This is a genomic window from Streptomyces sp. NPDC002784 (assembly GCF_053592135.1).
On sequence record NZ_JBSFVD010000002.1, the window covers coordinates 290,388 to 307,093 of the forward strand.

8 protein-coding genes are annotated in these 16,706 nt (G+C 72.3%); 3 read left to right on the top strand and 5 right to left on the bottom strand.

Annotated elements, in window-relative coordinates:
- Positions 1-38: 38 nt before the first annotated feature.
- Together ACWD1Z_RS05970 and ACWD1Z_RS05975 are read right to left on the bottom strand one after the other, a co-directional pair.
- Positions 39-740: an SDR family oxidoreductase gene (locus ACWD1Z_RS05970; RefSeq protein WP_451115906.1), complete on the bottom strand. Its 702-nt coding sequence runs from the start codon at positions 738-740 to the stop codon at positions 39-41.
- 58 nt (positions 741-798) lie between these two features.
- Complete coding sequence (locus tag ACWD1Z_RS05975) at positions 799-4,110, bottom strand: nSTAND1 domain-containing NTPase (protein ID WP_451115908.1); 3,312 nt, start codon at positions 4,108-4,110, stop codon at positions 799-801.
- Between the two features lie 244 nt (positions 4,111-4,354).
- On the opposite strand from ACWD1Z_RS05975, the gene ACWD1Z_RS05980 reads away from it, so the two are divergent.
- Positions 4,355-5,698, top strand: a complete 1,344-nt coding sequence (locus tag ACWD1Z_RS05980; RefSeq protein WP_451115909.1) for a glycosyltransferase family 39 protein — start codon at positions 4,355-4,357, stop codon at positions 5,696-5,698.
- A gap of 9 nt (positions 5,699-5,707) precedes the next feature.
- Here ACWD1Z_RS05980 and ACWD1Z_RS05985 read toward each other — a convergent pair whose 3' ends face one another.
- Together ACWD1Z_RS05985 and ACWD1Z_RS05990 are read right to left on the bottom strand one after the other, a co-directional pair.
- Complete coding sequence (locus tag ACWD1Z_RS05985) at positions 5,708-6,595, bottom strand: class I SAM-dependent methyltransferase (RefSeq protein WP_451115911.1); 888 nt, start codon at positions 6,593-6,595, stop codon at positions 5,708-5,710.
- Between the two features lie 143 nt (positions 6,596-6,738).
- Complete coding sequence (locus tag ACWD1Z_RS05990; RefSeq protein WP_451115913.1) at positions 6,739-8,454, bottom strand: glycoside hydrolase family 6 protein; 1,716 nt, start codon at positions 8,452-8,454, stop codon at positions 6,739-6,741.
- A 514-nt stretch (positions 8,455-8,968) separates the two neighbouring features.
- Between ACWD1Z_RS05990 and ACWD1Z_RS05995 the strand changes: the two genes are divergently transcribed.
- A complete protein-coding gene (locus ACWD1Z_RS05995) occupies positions 8,969-11,887 on the top strand; it encodes a glycoside hydrolase family 48 protein (protein ID WP_451115914.1) in 2,919 nt (972 codons plus the stop codon).
- A gap of 171 nt (positions 11,888-12,058) precedes the next feature.
- The gene (locus ACWD1Z_RS06000) at positions 12,059-14,719 is read left to right on the top strand and encodes a cellulose binding domain-containing protein (RefSeq protein WP_451115916.1); all 2,661 of its coding nucleotides are present in this window, start codon (positions 12,059-12,061) and stop codon (positions 14,717-14,719) included.
- A gap of 87 nt (positions 14,720-14,806) precedes the next feature.
- Here the strand turns inward: ACWD1Z_RS06000 and ACWD1Z_RS06005 are convergent, their stop codons facing one another.
- The gene (locus ACWD1Z_RS06005; RefSeq protein ID WP_451115918.1) at positions 14,807-16,681 is read right to left on the bottom strand and encodes a rhamnogalacturonan lyase; all 1,875 of its coding nucleotides are present in this window, start codon (positions 16,679-16,681) and stop codon (positions 14,807-14,809) included.
- Between the last annotated feature and the right edge of the window lie 25 nt (positions 16,682-16,706).

Sequence of the window (16,706 nt, forward strand, 5' to 3'; positions counted from 1 at the left end):
AGCGCGGGCGGTCCGGGTCACCGGGCCGCCCGCGCCCGTCAGTTGGGCTGTCCGACCGGCCGTACGACGACGGTGTTCACGTCGACCCCGTCCGGCTGGCGGATCGCCCAGACGATCGAGTCGGCGAGCTGGTCGGCGGTGAGCAGATGCCCGGGCGGCAGGCTGCCGTAGCCGTCCCAGAACGGCGTCTCCACCCGGCCCGGCGCGATCAGCGTCACGCCGACGCCCCACTCGGTCACCTCACGGCGGGTGTTCTCGGCGAGCCCGGTCACCGCCCACTTGGTCGCGCCGTAGAGGTTGCCCGGCGTGTGCACGAACCCGGCGACACTGCCGACCAGCACGATCCGGCCCCGGGTCTCCTTCAGGGCGTCGATCGAGGCGCGGATGAGCAGCGCCGGTCCGAGGACGTTGGTCAGGATCATCTCCGGCCAGCCGGCCGGGTCCCCCTCGGCGACCGAGTCATGGGTGGCGATGCCGGCGTTGGCGACGACCGTGTCGAGGCGCCCGAACCGCTTCAGCGTGGTCTCCACCGCGCCCTGGATCTGCTCGTGGTCCGCGGCGTCCCCGACGATCGTCAACAGCCCCTCGGGATGGCCGAGTTCCTCGGCGAAGCCGCGCAGCCGCGCCTCGCCGCGGCCGGTGACGGCCACCCGGTGCCCGGCGTCCAGCAGCCGGCGCGCCGCGGCGGCGCCGATGCCGCTGCCGCCGCCGGTGATGAGTGCGACCGGAGAGTCGGTCATGGTTGCCCCCTGTTGTCGTTCGGTGAGGGGGAGTTCATCAGTTGGAGCGCTCTCCAAGTCAAGGGCGGTCACCGCAGGTCTCGCGGTACGGCACCGAGGGCAGATGACGGCGCCACTCCGTCTCGCTCGCCCCGCCCGCCGCCCGGGCGCACACCTCGGCCGCCGCCCGCTCGGGCGTCAACGGCCGCTTCCGTACGGGCAGATGGGCGCTGGTGATGCGCAACTCGCCGTGGGCGAAGGCGAGGCCGACCGCCGGGCCGTCCCCGGCCGGGAGGGTGGCCGCGGCGAGCCCGGGGGTGTCCGTCTCCCACACCTGCACGGATCCGTCGGGAGCGCCGGCCGCGAGGAGCGTGCCGTCCGCGGAGAACGCCAGCGCCGCACGGTGGACCGTGGAGGCCGCGGCCCGCAGGACGGCGAGCCGACGCCAGGTGCGGGCGTCCCACAGGGTCAGCCGGCCGACCACGTCCTCGGCGACGAGATACCGGCCGTCGGGGCTGAAGGCGGCGGCCCGCAGGAAGTCCTCACCGGTCACGCCCTTGGCCCCCTCGATCCTCCGGCCGGTCGAGGCGTCCACCACCGCGCCCTCGTCGGTGAGGGCGGTGCGGCCCAGGACGGCCGCCCGCCCGCCCTCGGTCTCCTCCCCGGCCGCGGCCCGGTCCGACCAGGCCGGGCCCGCCAGCCCGTGCAGTGAGTAGGTCCGTACGACGCTGGTCCGGCCGGCCTCCCGCAGGCGCAGCACTCCGCCCGCGAGGTCGAGCCGGATGTCGCCGACCGCCGAGGAGGCGGGCGCGAGAGCGAGCAGCGGCTCGCGCGGGCCCCCACCGGCGGGCGCCGGAAGGTCCGGACGCCACACGGTGATGCTGTCCGGACCCCACGCCAGGGCGTACGCACCAACGAACGCCACCTGGTGCGCGCCGCCCGCGATCGGCAGCCGGGGCCGTTCCCGCCCGGCCCGGAAGTCCCAGGTCACGATCCCCGCGGGGGTGCCGGACGCCACGGCCCGCTGGTCGGCGGTGAAGGTGAGCTCGCCCTGGCACACCGCGCGTTGGGTCGCAGCAGGCGCCTCGCCGGGCACCGGTCGTCCCTCGGCGACGTCGAGGATCTTCAGCTGTTCCCCGTCCCGCGCGCACCAGGCGAGGTGGCGGTCGTCGGCGCTCAGCACGGGCAGGGCACCGTCGTCGTCGCCGCGGTCGTACTGCAGGATCCGGCGTTCGCGGCGTACGTCCCACACCTCCAGCACGGCCCGCCCGTCGGACGAGCCGTGGTCGAGCCGGCGCAGGACGAGCGTCTGCCCGCCGGCCCCGAAGGCGACGTCGGTGTCGGTCCAGGGGCCGGTCGGCAGGCGGTGCCTGCTGCCGTCCGTCAGACCGGCGATGACCAGGCCGTTCCGGCTGCCGGGGGTGCGGTAGGCGATCAGGCGGCCGTCGTCGCTGACGTCGACCACGTTCTCGGCCAGCCCGTCCAGCGGCACCGACCGCAGCCGGCGGTGGCCCGGCACGTCCCACTGAACGGCCCGGTCGCGCACGACCGCGGTGAGGATACGCCCGTCGTGGCTGAGCCAGGCGGGCGCGTTCAGGGCGCGGCCGCCCTCCTCGGGCTGGACGAAGACGTCCTGCTCGCTCTGGCCCGCCGCCGAGCGCAACGCCGTGCGGGTCTCCGGCAGATCGGCGGTGCGCCAGGCGGCGAGGGCGAGCCGCATCGCGGTGCGTGGCTCGGTGGCGCGCAGGGTCTCCGCGAGGGCGGCGGCCCGGCGGGCCTCGGCCTCGTCGCGCTGCCGGGAACTGACCCCGCTCTCCCGCCAGGCGGTCACGCCCGCGACCACCGCCAGGCAGAGCAGCACCGCCAGGGCGCCGGTCAGCGCGCGCAGCCGGCGGGCCGTCCGGGTCGCCGAGCGCAGGGCGCTGTCGTGGGCGGCGATGCCGGCGGTGAGGAAGTCGCGTTCCAGACGGCTCAGTCCGGCTCCGTCGCCGAACGCCCGCCGCGCCTCCGTCAGCCGTATCCCCCGGTAGAGCGCGCCCGCGTCACGGCCCAGCTCCGCCCAGGCGTGGGCGGCTTCGGTGAGCGTGCGGTGCAGGCGCAGCCGGTCGCGGTCCTCCGCCACCCAGTCGCGCAGCCGGGGCCAGGCACCGATCAGGGCCTCGTGGGCGAGTTCGACGATGTCCCCGTCCACCGTCAGCAGACGCTCGCGGACCAGGTGTTCGAGCACCTGCGCGGTGGTGTCGTCGGCGTCCAGCTCGGTGCGGGAGACCGGCCGCCGGGTGTCCTCGGTGCCGTCGCCGGGCTGCACCAGCCGCAGCAGCAGCGCCCGGGCCGCGGCGGCCTCGGCGGGGGTGCAGCGGGCGTGGACCGCCTCGGCGGTGTGCGCGACGGCGCCCCGCACCCCGCCGATGGCCTCGTAGGCGGCGAGGGTGAGGGCCTTGCCGGAGCGGCGGCGCCACACCTCCCGCAGGGCGTGCGCCATCAGCGGCAGTCCCCCGGGCTCACCGGCGACGTCCGCGACGATCCGGGCCGTCAGGGCGCGTTCGACGACCAGCCGGTGGGCGGCGGCGGGCCGGACCACGGCCTCGCGCAGCCCGCGCGGCGACAGCGGCCCGACCAGCAGCGCGGCGTCCCGCAGGGCCTCGGCGAGCGGGCCGTGCTCGGCGCAGCGGCCGTAGAAGTCGGCGCGGACGGCGATCACCACGCGCAGCCGGGAGGCGGGGTCGCGAGCGGTGAGCAACTGGCCGAGGAAGCGGTCGCGTTCGCCGGGTTCGGTGCAGAGGGTGAAGAGCTCCTCGAACTGGTCGACGACGAGGAGGGTGTCGCCGGGGCCCTCGTGCGGGGTGAGCAGCCGCTGGTGGGTCCTGGCCGGACGGGGGCCCGGGGTGAGCAGCCGGACGACGGCCGGCCGGTCACCGTCGCGGCCACGCAGCGCGGGCACCAGACCGGCCCGCAACAGGGACGACTTGCCGCTGCCCGAGGCCCCCACGACCGCCGCGAACCGGGTCCGGTCCGTGAGCCGGAGGAGTTCGCCGATCAGGTCGTCCCGGCCGTGGAAGTGCTCCTGGTCCCCGGTCCCGAAGCGGGCCAGACCCGGGTAGGGGCCGGCGCCGTCGTCCGGGGCGCGCCGCTCCTCGACGGCCTCCCGCAGCCGCCGCGCCCAGGCGTCCGGATCACCGCCGCACGCGGTGACGTAGGCGGTGAGCACCGCGAGGGACGGCAGCCGCTCCCCGCCCGCCGCCGCGGCCAGGGTCGGCGCGGAGTAGCCCGCGCGCTCCGCCATCGCGCGGTAGGTCAGGCCGCCCGTCTCGTCGCGCAGCTTGCGCAACTCGTAGGCGAACCGCTGTACCGGACCCTCCCCCGGGTCCAGTGGTTTCTCCCGGCGCCCCATGCGGGCCTCCCCCCGTTCGCCCACCCACGCTAACAACCGCCTCCCGGCTGATTGTTGGGCACCGCGGATCGGGGCTGCCCAACAATCCGCCGGCGTCTGGACTCGTCGGTGACCGTCCTTTCGTCCCGTACCGGAGCCGACCATCGCCACCGCACACGTACCCGAGCCCGCCCTCCTGTCCGCCCGGCCCCCGCACGTCCGCGGGGCGCGGCCCGCGCCGCGCCGCTCCGCCGCCGCTGTCCTGGTGCCCGTCGCCCTCGGCCTCGTCCTCGGTCTGTGGGGCGTGCGGCGCGGCGGCAGCCTGTGGCGGGACGAGGCGGTGACCTACGACATGGCGCGGCGCCCGCTGTCCGACCTCGTGGGGACCCTCGCCCACGCCGACGCCGTGCACGGTCTGTACTACCTGCTGCTGCACGGCCTGTTCCGGATCTCCGGCGACCTGGACCCCCTGCTGGTGCTCCGGCTGCCCTCGGTGCTGGCCGCCGCCGCGGCGGGCGGGTTCGTCGCGCTGCTGGGGCAGCGGCTCGCCGGACCGCGGGCGGGGCTGCTCGCCGGAACCGTGTTCGCGCTGCTGCCGCCGGTGCAGCGGTACGCGCAGGAGGGCCGCGGTTACGCGCTGGTGTGCGCCCTGGTCGCCTGGGCGTCGTATCTGCTGCTCGGCGCGGTCCGGTCGGGGAGCCGCCGGGCCTGGGCGGGGTACGGCGCGGTGCTGCTGACGGCGTGTCTGCTGCACGAGTTCGCGGTCCTGGCCGCCCTCGTCCACCTGGTGACGCTCCCCCGGCGGGCCCGCCGCGCAGGGACGGTGGTGATCCTCGCGGTCGGCGCCGGTCTCGCGCCGTTGGCGGTGCTGAGCTCGGGCCAGGCGGAGCAGGTCGCCTGGATCGGCGGCCCCGGCGCCGGGGCACTGCTGGGCTTCGCCGGGGTGAGCGCGCTCGGGGCCGGGTGCGCCGTACTGGTCAGGGGCCCACTGGCCGGGCTCGCCCTGCCCCTGCTGGTCCTGCCCGGCCTGCTGCTCCTGCTGCTCTCCCTGAACAAGCCGCTGTACGTGGACCGTTACGTCCTCTACGGCCATATCGGCACGGCTCTGCTGCTTGGCGCGGCCCTGGACCGGCTGCTGCGGCAGCGGCGCCTGCTCGCGGTGGCCGCCGCGGGGGCGGCCGTGGTCGCCCTGCTGCCGGTGACGCTGCATCTGCGCACCCCCGAGAGCCGCACGGACGACGTCACCGCCGTCGCGACGGCGATCCGGGCGGCCGACGCCGACGCGATCGTGTTCATGCCGTCCCGGCGCCGGGTGTGGACCCTGACCGACCCGTCGTCCGTGCACGGCCTGCGCGATGTGGCGCTGAAGGGCTCACCGTCCGGTTCGCGCACGCTGTACGGCACGGAGCTGCCCGCCCCGGAGATCCGCGTCCGCCTGCTCGCGGTGCGCCGCGTGGTGTCGGTCCGCGATCCGGCCGGGCAGCCCGTCGACCGGACGGCTCAGGAGAGCATCAAGCGCCGGGTGCTCGACCGGTACTTCGTGGAGTGCGGCACCCGCGGCGTCCAGGGCGCGCGGGTCACCGTCCATGCCCGGCCGGGCGGCTGCTGAGCGCCGGGATCAGGCCGGGCGCACCGCGGTGTGCACCGTACGGGCGGCCAGGACGAACAGGTCCGGGCGGTGGTGGACGCTCGCCTTGTCGTCCGGGTCCAGGAGCCGGTCGAGGGTGGCCCGGTCGGTGGCGTCGAGGGCGTCACCGCAGGTCTCACGGATCCGGCCGAAGGTGTCCGCGGCGACCGCGCGCGCCCGGTCGGGCGCCGGAGCGGGCAGGTCCAGCAGGAAGGTCCGGGAGCCCGTGGGCCTCAGTCCGGCGGCCGACATCAGCGCCCGCCAGTCCTCGGTCACCGCGACACTGCCCGGCAGGCCGGCCCGCATCTCGCTGAACCAGTCCTCCTGCAGCGCGTCGAGCCGTGCCTGGAGGCCCGGCCGTCCGATGCCGAAGTCGCGGGGCAGGAAGCGGGTGGGCAGGCCGCCCTCCACCAGGGCGAGCGTGCCACCGGCCGCCAGCCGCCCGGCGTAGGCCGCGAGGGCCGCCTGCTGGTCGCCGAGGTGATGCAGGCTGTGGCTGGCCCAGATCAGGTCGGCCGGATAGTCCAGCTCGGCCATGACGTCCGGGAGTTCACCGGCGATCGTGCCGAAGCGATCCGCGACCCCGAGCCGTTCCGCGCGGGCGCGGGCCCGCTCCAGCAGCGGCTCGGAGCCGTCGACCGCGACGACCCGGGCGCCGGGGAAGGCGTCGGCGAGCATGCAGGAGACGACGCCGGGGCCGCTGCCCGCGTCGACGATCAGACCCGGCTCGGACTGCTTTCCGCCCAGCCAGGCGAGCGCGTGCTCGGTCAGCGGCGTGTACAGCTCGGCCTGGGTCTCCAGGTGCCCGGCCATGTCGGCCCAGTCGATGTCGGTGTGGTCGTGGTGGTGCGCGTGCTGGTGTGCGTGCTGGTGCGCCATGGTGGTCAGCCTCTCCTCCGGTTGGCGCCAGCGTGCGCCGACGCACCGTCGAAAGGCAAACGACGTTGCCGTAATCGCAAAAGGGCCGAGCGGACGACCTGCGCCGGGGCCCGGCCCTCCCGGGCCCCGGCGAGGTCCGCCGCTTACGGCAGCGGCGGGTAGGCGTTCCGCATCAGCTGCTGGAACTGGGCGGAGAACCAGTGCCCGGACACCGGGGCGTCCGGAAGGGCGCCGGAGAGGTTGTTGCCGTTGCGGGCGTTGCCGGTGTACGTCGGGTCGCACATCCGGTCGAAGCCCTTGCCCTCGTCGTTCGGGATCGCCCGGCTGGCGCCGTCGGACTCACCCGGCGGCTTCATCCACACGTAGGCGTCGATCCCGGCGGCCGGGGCGGCCTGGGGTCGCTCGCCGAGGCCCGCTCCGGACTGGTTGCACCAGTTGCCGATGTGGATGCGGCGGTCGTAGCGGCCGCCGTCGATGTAGGTGTCGACGCTGGTCGTCGCCCCGGGACCGGCGGGCCGGGCCGAGCCGCCCCAGCCGTTGCGGGAGGTGTCGATCAGCATGCCGATGCTGCTGTTGAAGCCGACGGTGACCAACTGGTTGCGGAAGCCCTGGGCGAAGGACAGCTCGTCCACGTACCGGTTCCAGTCGACCCACTTCGACTCGCGGACCGACTTGCCGGCCACGGTGTCGTTGACGGTGAAGTTGTTCTCCTTCAGGGCGCTGTAGTTGGCGGTGTTGGTGATGAAGCCGTGGACGTCGTTCACGGTCGCGCCCTCGGCGGTCGCGGCCTCCTTGAACACCTGGGCGGACGGCGCGAAGTTGTCGTCCCAGCCGATCCAGCCGTGGTGCCCGGCGTCGACGTAGTTGTAGACGTTGGGCACGTCGCCCAGCTCGCTGAGCGCGTAGCCGACGCCCTTGACGTAGTTGCCGTTGGCCTTCATCACGTCGCACTGCGGGGTGGCCGTCGGGCGGCTGCCGGTGTTGGTGACGAGGTTGGGCAGGGAGTCGATCTCGACGGTGGTGACGATCCGCAGCCCGGCGTACTTCGGGTCGGCGAGGATCGCGGCGATCGGGTCGATGTAGTCGGTCCTGTACCGGCCGATCTCCGTCGGGCCGAGCTCGCCGTTGGAGGCGAGGGCGGCGCAGTCGCGGCCGGGCAGGTTGTAGATGACCAGCTGGACGACGAGTTCGCCGCTGCCCTTCTGCGTCAGGGCCGCGTCCAGGTGGTCGCGCAGGCCCATGCCGCCGTTCACGCCGTTGATGGCGGCGATCCGGTCGAGCCACACACCGGTCGGCTGGCTGGAGATCCGGCTGCCGCCCGGCTCGGCGGCGGCCTTCGCGGACCACTCGGGGTTCACATAGACCTTGGCCCCGGCGTACGGGTTGTCCACGCGGGTGCCGGGGTCCGGATCGGGATCCGGGTCGGTGCCGCCGCCCCCGTCGTCGACGTTGCAGGTCACGCCGTCCAGGGTGAAGGTGGCGGGGACGGCGTTGGTGCCGCTGTAGGAGCCCTGGAAGCCGAAGCTGACCGAACCGCCGGTGCCCAGGGCGCCGTTGTAGGACTCGTTGGCGGCGGTGACGGCCGTACCGCTCTGGGTGATCTTGGCGTTCCAGCCGTTGGTGACCTTCTGGTTGCCGGCGTACGACCACTTCACGGCCCAACCGCTCTTGGCGGCGCCGTTGTTGGTGACCGTGACCGCGGTGGTGAAGCCGGTGCCCCACTGGTTCTGCACCTTGTAGTCGACGGTGCAGGGCACGGCGGCGGTGCCGACGTCGTCGGGCACGGCGGCGAACGCCGTCCCGGAGGCCCCGGCGACCAGCGCCAGGGCGGCGAGCATGGCTGTTCTGGTACGACTCATGAGTGCGGGTTTCCCTCTCCGTCAGGGGTGTGGTCCGTTACGGGATGCAGGGGTGTGGTCCGTTGCGGGATGTCATCCGTCGGGCGCGCCGAAGACACGCAGCCCGCTGCCGTACGACGTGGATGTTCCGGCGCAGGAGGTGATCAGCGCGGATGACATGCGGTGCGCGCGGAGGGCTCTGGTGCACCGCCGTCACACTCGTACCGGACCATGGGGATCACTCCGGTGACGGCTAAAAGTACTGAACGCGGGGGGTGGCGCATGAGCGTCTCCTTGCAGATCAGCGCGTCGTGAGCGACGCGTCGACTGGTGGAACCGCTCCCACTGGTGCCAACGAAGTTAGCGCCAAGTGACCGTCAGGGACAGGGGAGTTGCTTGACTTTCGCTCGACGGTAGTCGTCGAATCTTTTCGACTCTTCAAGCATCTTGACCCCCCGCACACCCGTCTCCACTATGGGAGCGCTCCCACTGGTTCAAGCCTTGACTTCTCCGAGCCGCAAGGAGGAACCAGCACATGCAACCTCCACACCGAAGGCGAAGAGCGGTACGGCGTGCCTGGACGGCCGTCGTCGCCGCCCTGGCGCTTCCGTTCACGCTGCTCGCGACGGGCACCACGCCCGCCCAGGCGGCGCCGCTGCAGTGCAGCGTCGACTACAAGACCAACGACTGGGGCTCCGGCTTCACCACGGATCTGACCATCACCAACCGCGGCACCGACGTGGTCGACGGCTGGACCCTGACCTACGCCTACACGGGCAACCAGAGGCTCAGCAACGGCTGGAACGGGACCTGGTCCCAGTCCGGCCAGAACATCACCGTGCGCAACGCCCCGTACAACGGCCGGATCGCGGCCGGCGCCGCGGTCTCCACCGGCGCGCAGTTCAGCTACAGCGGCACCAACGCCGCCCCGGCCTCCTTCGCCATCAACGGAACGCGCTGCACCGGCGCCCATCAGCCCCCGATCACGGTGCTGACCAGCCCGGCCGCGGGTGCCGTCTACTCGCAGGGGGACGCGGTGCCGCTCGCGGCCACCGCCGCGGCCGCCGACAACGCCACGATCAGCAAGGTGGAGTTCTACGACGACACCCGGCTGCTGGGCACGGACACGAGCGCCCCCTTCTCGCTCTCCGTCTCCAACTTGACCGTGGGCAACCACTCGCTGCTGGCCAAGGCGTACGACAGCCTGGGCGCGTCGGCGGAGTCCACGCCGGTCGGCATCACGGTCGCCTCGGGTCCCGCCGTGGTGGCCTCGACCAACCAACTGGCCGTACGACAGGGCGAGACGGGCACGTTCGACATCAAGCTGTCCACGCAGCCGTCGGCCAACGTGACCGTCACCACCGCCCGCACCGGCGGCAATTCGGGCCTGTCGGTGACCGGCGGTGCCTCGCTCACCTTCACCCCGGCGAACTGGAACACCGCACAGCGCGTGACCATCACCGCGGACTCCTCGGGGACCGGCGCGGCGACCTTCGAGTCGACCGCGAACGGCCACGGCAAGGCCACGGTGACCGTCACCCAGGTGGAGGCGTCGGGTGAGTACGACGCCCGCTTCCTGGAGCTGTACGAGAAGATCACCAACCCGGCCAACGGCTACTTCTCGCCCGAGGGGATCCCCTACCACTCGGTCGAGACGCTGATCGTGGAGGCGCCGGACCACGGCCACGAGACCACCTCGGAGGCCTACAGCTACCTGCTGTGGCTGCAGGCCATGTACGGCAAGGTGACGGGCGACTGGACCAGGTTCAACGGCGCCTGGGAGATCATGGAGAAGTACATGATCCCCACCCGGGCCGACCAGCCGACCAACTCCTTCTACAACGCCTCCAAGCCCGCGACCTACGCGCCCGAGCTGGACACCCCGAACGAGTACCCGGCCCGGCTCGACGCCTCGGTCTCGGTCGGCCCGGACCCGATCGCGGCGGAGCTGAAGAGCGCGTACGGCACGGACGAGATCTACGGCATGCACTGGCTGCAGGACGTGGACAACGTCTACGGCTTCGGCAACTCGCCCGGCAAGTGCGAGGCGGGCCCGTCGGACACCGGTCCGTCGTACATCAACACCTTCCAGCGCGGAGTGCAGGAGTCGGTGTGGGAGACGGTGCCGCAGCCGACCTGTGACGCCTTCAAGTACGGCGGCCCGAACGGCTACCTGGACCTGTTCACCGGTGACTCCTCCTACGCCAAGCAGTGGAAGTTCACCAACGCCCCGGACGCCGACGCGCGTGCGGTGCAGGCCGCGTACTGGGCCGACAAGTGGGCCGACGCGCAGGGCAAGGGCAGCCAGATCTCCGCGACCGTCGCCAAGGCCGCGAAGATGGGCGACTATCTGCGCTACGCCATGTACGACAAGTACTTCAAGAAGATCGGCAACTGTGTCGGTCCGTCGGCGTGCCCGGCCGGCACCGGCAAGGACTCCTCGCACTACCTGCTCTCCTGGTACTACGCCTGGGGCGGTGCCACCGACACGTCGGCGGGCTGGGCCTGGCGCATCGGCTCCAGTCACGCGCACGGCGGCTACCAGAACCCGATGGCCGCGTACGCGCTGGCAAGTTACCCCGACCTGAAGCCGAAGTCGGCGACGGGACAGGCGGACTGGGCCAAGTCCCTGCAGCGGCAGATCGAGTTCTACCGCTGGCTCCAGTCCAGCGAGGGCGCCATCGCGGGCGGGGCGACCAACAGCTGGGCGGGCCGCTACGCGACCCCGCCGGCCGGCAAGTCGACCTTCTACGGCATGTACTACGACCAGCAGCCCGTCTACCACGACCCGCCGTCCAACCAGTGGTTCGGCTTCCAGGCGTGGTCGATGGAGCGGGTGGCCGAGTACTACCAGCAGACGGGGAACGCGGCGGCCAAGGCGGTCCTCGACAAGTGGGTGGACTGGGCGATCGAGCACACCACCATCAACCCGGACGGCACCTACCGGATCCCGTCGACGCTGCAGTGGTCGGGCCAGCCCGACACCTGGAACGCCGCGAACCCCGGTGCCAACACGGGCCTGCACGTCACCGTCGCCGACTACACCAACGACGTCGGTGTGGCGGCCGCGTACGCCAAGACCCTGACGTACTACGCCGACCGCTCCGGTGACACCGCGGCGGCGACGACGGCGAAGGCCCTGCTCGACGGCATGTGGGACCACCACCAGGACGCCCTGGGCATCGCCGTCCCGGAGAACCGCGCCGACTACAACCGCTTCGACGACCGCGTCCACATCCCGAGCGGCTGGACCGGAACGATGCCGAACGGCGACGCGATCAACTCCTCGTCGACGTTCGAGTCGATCCGCTCGTTCTACGAGGACGACCCGGCCTGGTCGAAGATCGAGGCGTATCTGGCGGGCGGAGCGGTTCCCACGTTCACGTACCACCGTTTCTGGGCCCAGGCGGACATCGCCCTGGCCATGGGGTCGTACGCGGAGCTGCTCGAATAACCCGCCCCCGCCAGGCGCTCCACGGCGCCTGAAAGAGCCCCGCGTGCAAGGTCTCGCCACCTGACGGCGAGGCCGGACGGCCGGGCGGTCCCTTCCCGCACGGGGGACCGCCCGGCACCTCTCGCTGCACTGAGAAAGCGCTTTCCACTCCCCCACCGGAAAGGACTCCCCGTGCGAAGAACCCGCATCCTCACGGCCGTCCTGGCGCTCGCTGCCGGGTTGCTGTCGGGCGCGCCGCCCGCACTGGCCGCCGCCGAGCCCGACAAGAAGACGGTGTCGATCAGCGCCGACACCTACACCTGGAAGAACGCCCGCATCGACGGCGGCGGCTTCGTCCCCGGCATCGTGTTCAACCGCACCGAGAAGAACCTCGCCTACGCCCGCACCGACATCGGCGGCGCCTACCGCTGGGTGGAGTCGTCGAAGACCTGGACCCCGCTGCTGGACTCGGTGGGCTGGGACGACTGGGGCCACACCGGCGTCGTCAGCATCGCCTCCGACTCCGTCGACCCGAACCGGGTGTACGCCGCCGTCGGCACGTACACCAACAGCTGGGACCCGGGGAACGGAGCCGTGCTGCGCTCCGCGGACCGGGGGGCCACTTGGCGGAAGGCGGATCTGCCGTTCAAGCTGGGCGGCAACATGCCGGGCCGGGGCATGGGCGAGCGCCTGGCGGTCGACCCGCACCGCAACAGCGTGCTGTACCTGGGCGCGCCGAGCGGCAAGGGCCTGTGGCGGTCGACGGACTCCGGGGCGAGCTGGTCGCAGGTGGCGAACTTCCCCAACGTCGGCAACTACGTCCAGGATCCGAGCGACACCAGCGGCTACGCCTCCGACAACCAGGGCATCGTCTGGGTCACCTTCGACGAGTCCACCGGCACCCCCGGCAGCGCCACCCGGACGATCTACGTCGGCGTGGCCGACAAGGACAACGCCGTGTACCGCTCGACGGACGCGGGCGCGACCTGGAGCAGGGTCGCCGGGCAGCCGAGCGGCTATCTCGCCCACAAGGGCGTGCTGGACGCGGAGAACGGCCACCTCTATCTGTCGTACAGCGACAAGGGCGGCCCCTACGACGGCGGCAAGGGCCGGCTGTGGCGGTACGCGACGGCGACGGGCACCTGGACGGACATCAGCCCGGTGGCGGAGGCCGACACCTACTTCGGCTTCAGCGGCCTCACCGTCGACCGGCAGGATCCGGGCACGGTGATGGCGACGGCGTACAGCTCCTGGTGGCCGGACACCCAGATCTTCCGCTCCACCGACAGCGGCGCCACCTGGACGAAGGCGTGGGACTACACGTCGTACCCCAACCGCGCCAACCGCTACACCATGGACGTCTCCTCCTCCCCCTGGCTGACCTGGGGCGCGAACCCGAGCCCGCCCGAGCAGACACCCAAACTCGGCTGGATGACCGAGGCGTTGGAGATCGACCCGTTCGACTCCGACCGCATGATGTACGGCACCGGCGCGACGATCTACGGCACCGAGAACCTCACCGCCTGGGACAGCGGTGCGCAGTTCACCATCAAGCCGATGGTGCGGGGCCTGGAGGAGACGGCGGTCAACGACCTGATCTCTCCCCCGTCCGGCGCCCCGCTGCTCAGCGCGCTCGGTGACATCGGCGGCTTCCGCCACACGGACCTCACCAAGGTTCCCTCGATGATGTTCACCCAGCCCAACTTCACCTCGACGACCAGCCTGGACTTCGCGGAGTCCAACCCGAACACGGTGGTCCGCTCCGGCAACCTGGAGTCGGGCCCGCACATCGCGTTCTCCACCGACAACGGCGCCAACTGGTTCGCCGGGACGGACCCTTCGGGTGTCTCCGGGGGCGGCACGGTCGCCGCGGCGGCGGACGGCAGCCGGTTCGTCTGGAGCCCGCAGGGCACCGGCGTCCACCACACGACCGGCTTCGGCACCTCCTGGTCGGCGTCCGCCGGCATTCCGGCGGGGGCGATCGTGGAGTCCGACCGCGTCGACCCGAAGGTCTTCTACGGCTTCAAGTCCGGGAAGTTCTACGTCAGTACGGACGGCGGCGCCACCTTCACCGCCTCCGCCGCGACCGGGCTGCCGAGCGGCGACAGCGTCCGCTTCAAGGCGCTGCCCGGTGCCAAGGGCGAGGTGTGGCTGGCGGGCGGAGCGAGTGACGGCGCGTACGGGCTGTGGCGCTCGACGAACGGCGGCACCAGCTTCACGAAGCTCGCCAACGTCGAGCAGGCCGACACCATCGGGTTCGGCAAGGCGGCGCCCGGGGCCTCGTACCAGACGCTCTACACCAGCGCGAAGATCGGCGGGGTCCGCGGCATCTTCCGCTCCACCGACCAGGGCGCCACCTGGACGCGCATCAACGACGACGCCCACCAGTGGGGCTGGACCGGCGCGGCGATCACCGGTGACCCGAGGGTCTACGGCCGCGTCTACATCGCCACCAACGGCCGGGGGATCATCTACGGGGACTCCTCCGACAGCGGCGGCGGTACGGATCCCGATCCCGGGCCCGGGCCCACGGGGGCCTGTGCGGTGACGTACAAGGTCACCAACCAGTGGCAGGGCGGCTTCCAGGCGGACGTGCGGCTGACCAACACCGGCACGAGCGCCTGGTCCGGCTGGGCGCTGGCCTGGTCCTTCCCCAACGGCCAGACGATCTCGCAGATCTGGAACGCCGAGCGCACCCAGTCGGGTTCCTCGGTCACGGCGAAGAACGTCGGCTGGAACGCCAACGTGGCGGCCGGCGGGTCAGTGAGCTTCGGCTTCACGGCCAACTGGTCGGGCACGAACGGCAAGCCGACCACATTCAAGGTCGGCGACCAGAACTGCGCGGTGAGTTGAGACGACGGGGGTGTGGCGATTCCGGCACACCCCCGTCGGCGGGTGCCGATCCCGTGGGAGTCCCGGGGGATGGGCACCCGCCTTCGCTCAGGGCGCGTACACCGCCGGTCGGGGGGCTGTCGGCATGCCGTTACCCAGGTAGAAGCTCGGGTGCGGGGGCTGGTTGTACGCGGTATTTTGCCAGGCCAGGCCCGTGCGGTACATCGTGTCGTGCAGCAGGGTCGTGATCCTCGTGGTCGTCTCGAGGGGCGTCGAGTAGATCCTGAGGGCCGTGTTGCTGCTGGTCGGCCAGATGACCTCCTCGCGCCAGTCGCCGAGGATGTCACCGGACAGGGCCGGGGTCGCCTTGGTGCCGTTGTTGGAGCGGACCGAGGCGCCGGTCAGCAGCCGGGTCTCCGCCGTGGTGCCGTACTTGTCGATCCGGGTGCCGTCGAGGAGTTCGCGGACCGGGTCCCCGTCCCACCAGGTAAGGAAGTTGACCGACGACGGCTCGCGCCCCTTGGTGGCGCCGGCCTCGTCCCGGATGCTCGTGTCCGAGGCCGACCACACCTCCGCGCCGTCGTTCCCGGCCCAGATGTCCGCGGCCGCTCCCCGCCCGTTGTCGCAGCAGGCGGCGAGCTTCCAACGGACCGCCCCGGTAGCGGGGTTGAGGTACACCGCGGCCGGCTGGGACGTCGACTCGGAGACCTTGTAGTACTCCAGGCCCGAGGCGGCCGGGTCGAGGTCCCCGAGGTGCTGGGCGTCCCCGTGGCCGGTCCGCGCGGTCCACAGTCCGCTGCCGTTGTCGTCGACGGCCATCGAGCCGTACACGATCTCGTCCCTGCCGTCGTTGTCGACGTCCCCCACCGACAGGCTGTGCGAGCCCTGACCGTCGTACCCCTTGCCGGAGTTGGTGGAGGAACTGGTGTCGAAGGTCCAGCGGCGGGTGAAGGAGCCGTTGCGCCAGTCCCAGGCGGCGATCACGCTCCGGGTGTAGTAGCCGCGGGCCATGATCAGCGAGGGCCGGGAGCCGTCCAGGTACGCCGTGCCCGCGAGGAAGCGGTCGACGCGGTTGCCGTAGGAGTCGCCCCAGGAGGAGACCGTGCCGCGCGCCGGGACGTAGTCCACGGACTGCATGGCCCGGCCGGTCTGCCCGTTGAACATGGTCAGGTACTCGGGTCCGGACAGCACGTAGCCGCTGGAGTTGCGGTGGTCGGCCGAGGCGCTCCCGATCACCGTGCCGCCGCCGTCGACGGTGCCGTCGGCGGTCTTCATCGCGACCTCGGCCTTGCGGTCGCCGTCGTAGTCGTAGACCTGGAACTGCGTGTAGTGGGCGCCGGAGCGGATGTTGCGGCCCAGGTCGATGCGCCACAGCCGGGTGCCGTCGAGGGTGATGCCGTCGACGATCGTGTTGCCGGTGTAGCCGGACTGGGAGTTGTCCTTGGCGTTGGTCGGCTGCCACTTCAGGACCAGGTCGAGGGCGCCGTCGCCGTTCAGGTCGCCGACGGAGGCGTCGTTGGCCTCGTAGGTGTAGGCCACCCCGTCGGGTGTGGTGCCGCCGGCCGGCGGGGAGAGGGGGACGTCCTTGTATCCGGTGCGGAACTGGATCGCGTGGACGGAGTCGCCCTGCTCCACGCCGCCCACGATCGCGCGGACCGTGTAGTCGGCGTGCGCGGGGGCGCCGGAGTGGAAGTAGTTGGTGGAGCCGGTGATGGGGGTCGCGTTGACCTTCGTACCGGCCCGGTAGAGGTTGAAGGAGACGCTGTCGGGGTCGGTGCCGAGCCAGCGCCAGCTGACCAGGTTGCCGCTGCCGGTGTGCACGCTGACCACACCCCGGTCCAGGGCCTCCACCTGGCGTGCGGTGGCGGCCTCGGCGCGGTCGGCGACGGTGAGCGAGGTCAGCCCGGCGGCGAGGAGCGCCGCGGTGGCGCCGAGGGCGGGCAGGAGGATGCTGCGTCTGCGGTGCTTGCGCGGGTGCTGCACGAGAGATACCTCCCGGGAGAACGGA

What these genes read in the sequence shown, in the direction of transcription:
- ACWD1Z_RS05970 (WP_451115906.1), bottom strand. Translation starts at nt 740, where the DNA reads ATGACCGACTCTCCGGTCGCACTCATCACCGGCGGCGGCAGCGGCATC.
- ACWD1Z_RS05975 (WP_451115908.1), bottom strand. Translation starts at nt 4,110, where the DNA reads ATGGGGCGCCGGGAGAAACCACTGGACCCGGGGGAGGGTCCGGTACAG.
- ACWD1Z_RS05985 (WP_451115911.1), bottom strand. Translation starts at nt 6,595, where the DNA reads ATGGCGCACCAGCACGCACACCAGCACGCGCACCACCACGACCACACC.
- ACWD1Z_RS05990 (WP_451115913.1), bottom strand. Translation starts at nt 8,454, where the DNA reads ATGAGTCGTACCAGAACAGCCATGCTCGCCGCCCTGGCGCTGGTCGCC.
- ACWD1Z_RS05995 (WP_451115914.1), top strand. Translation starts at nt 8,969, where the DNA reads ATGCAACCTCCACACCGAAGGCGAAGAGCGGTACGGCGTGCCTGGACG.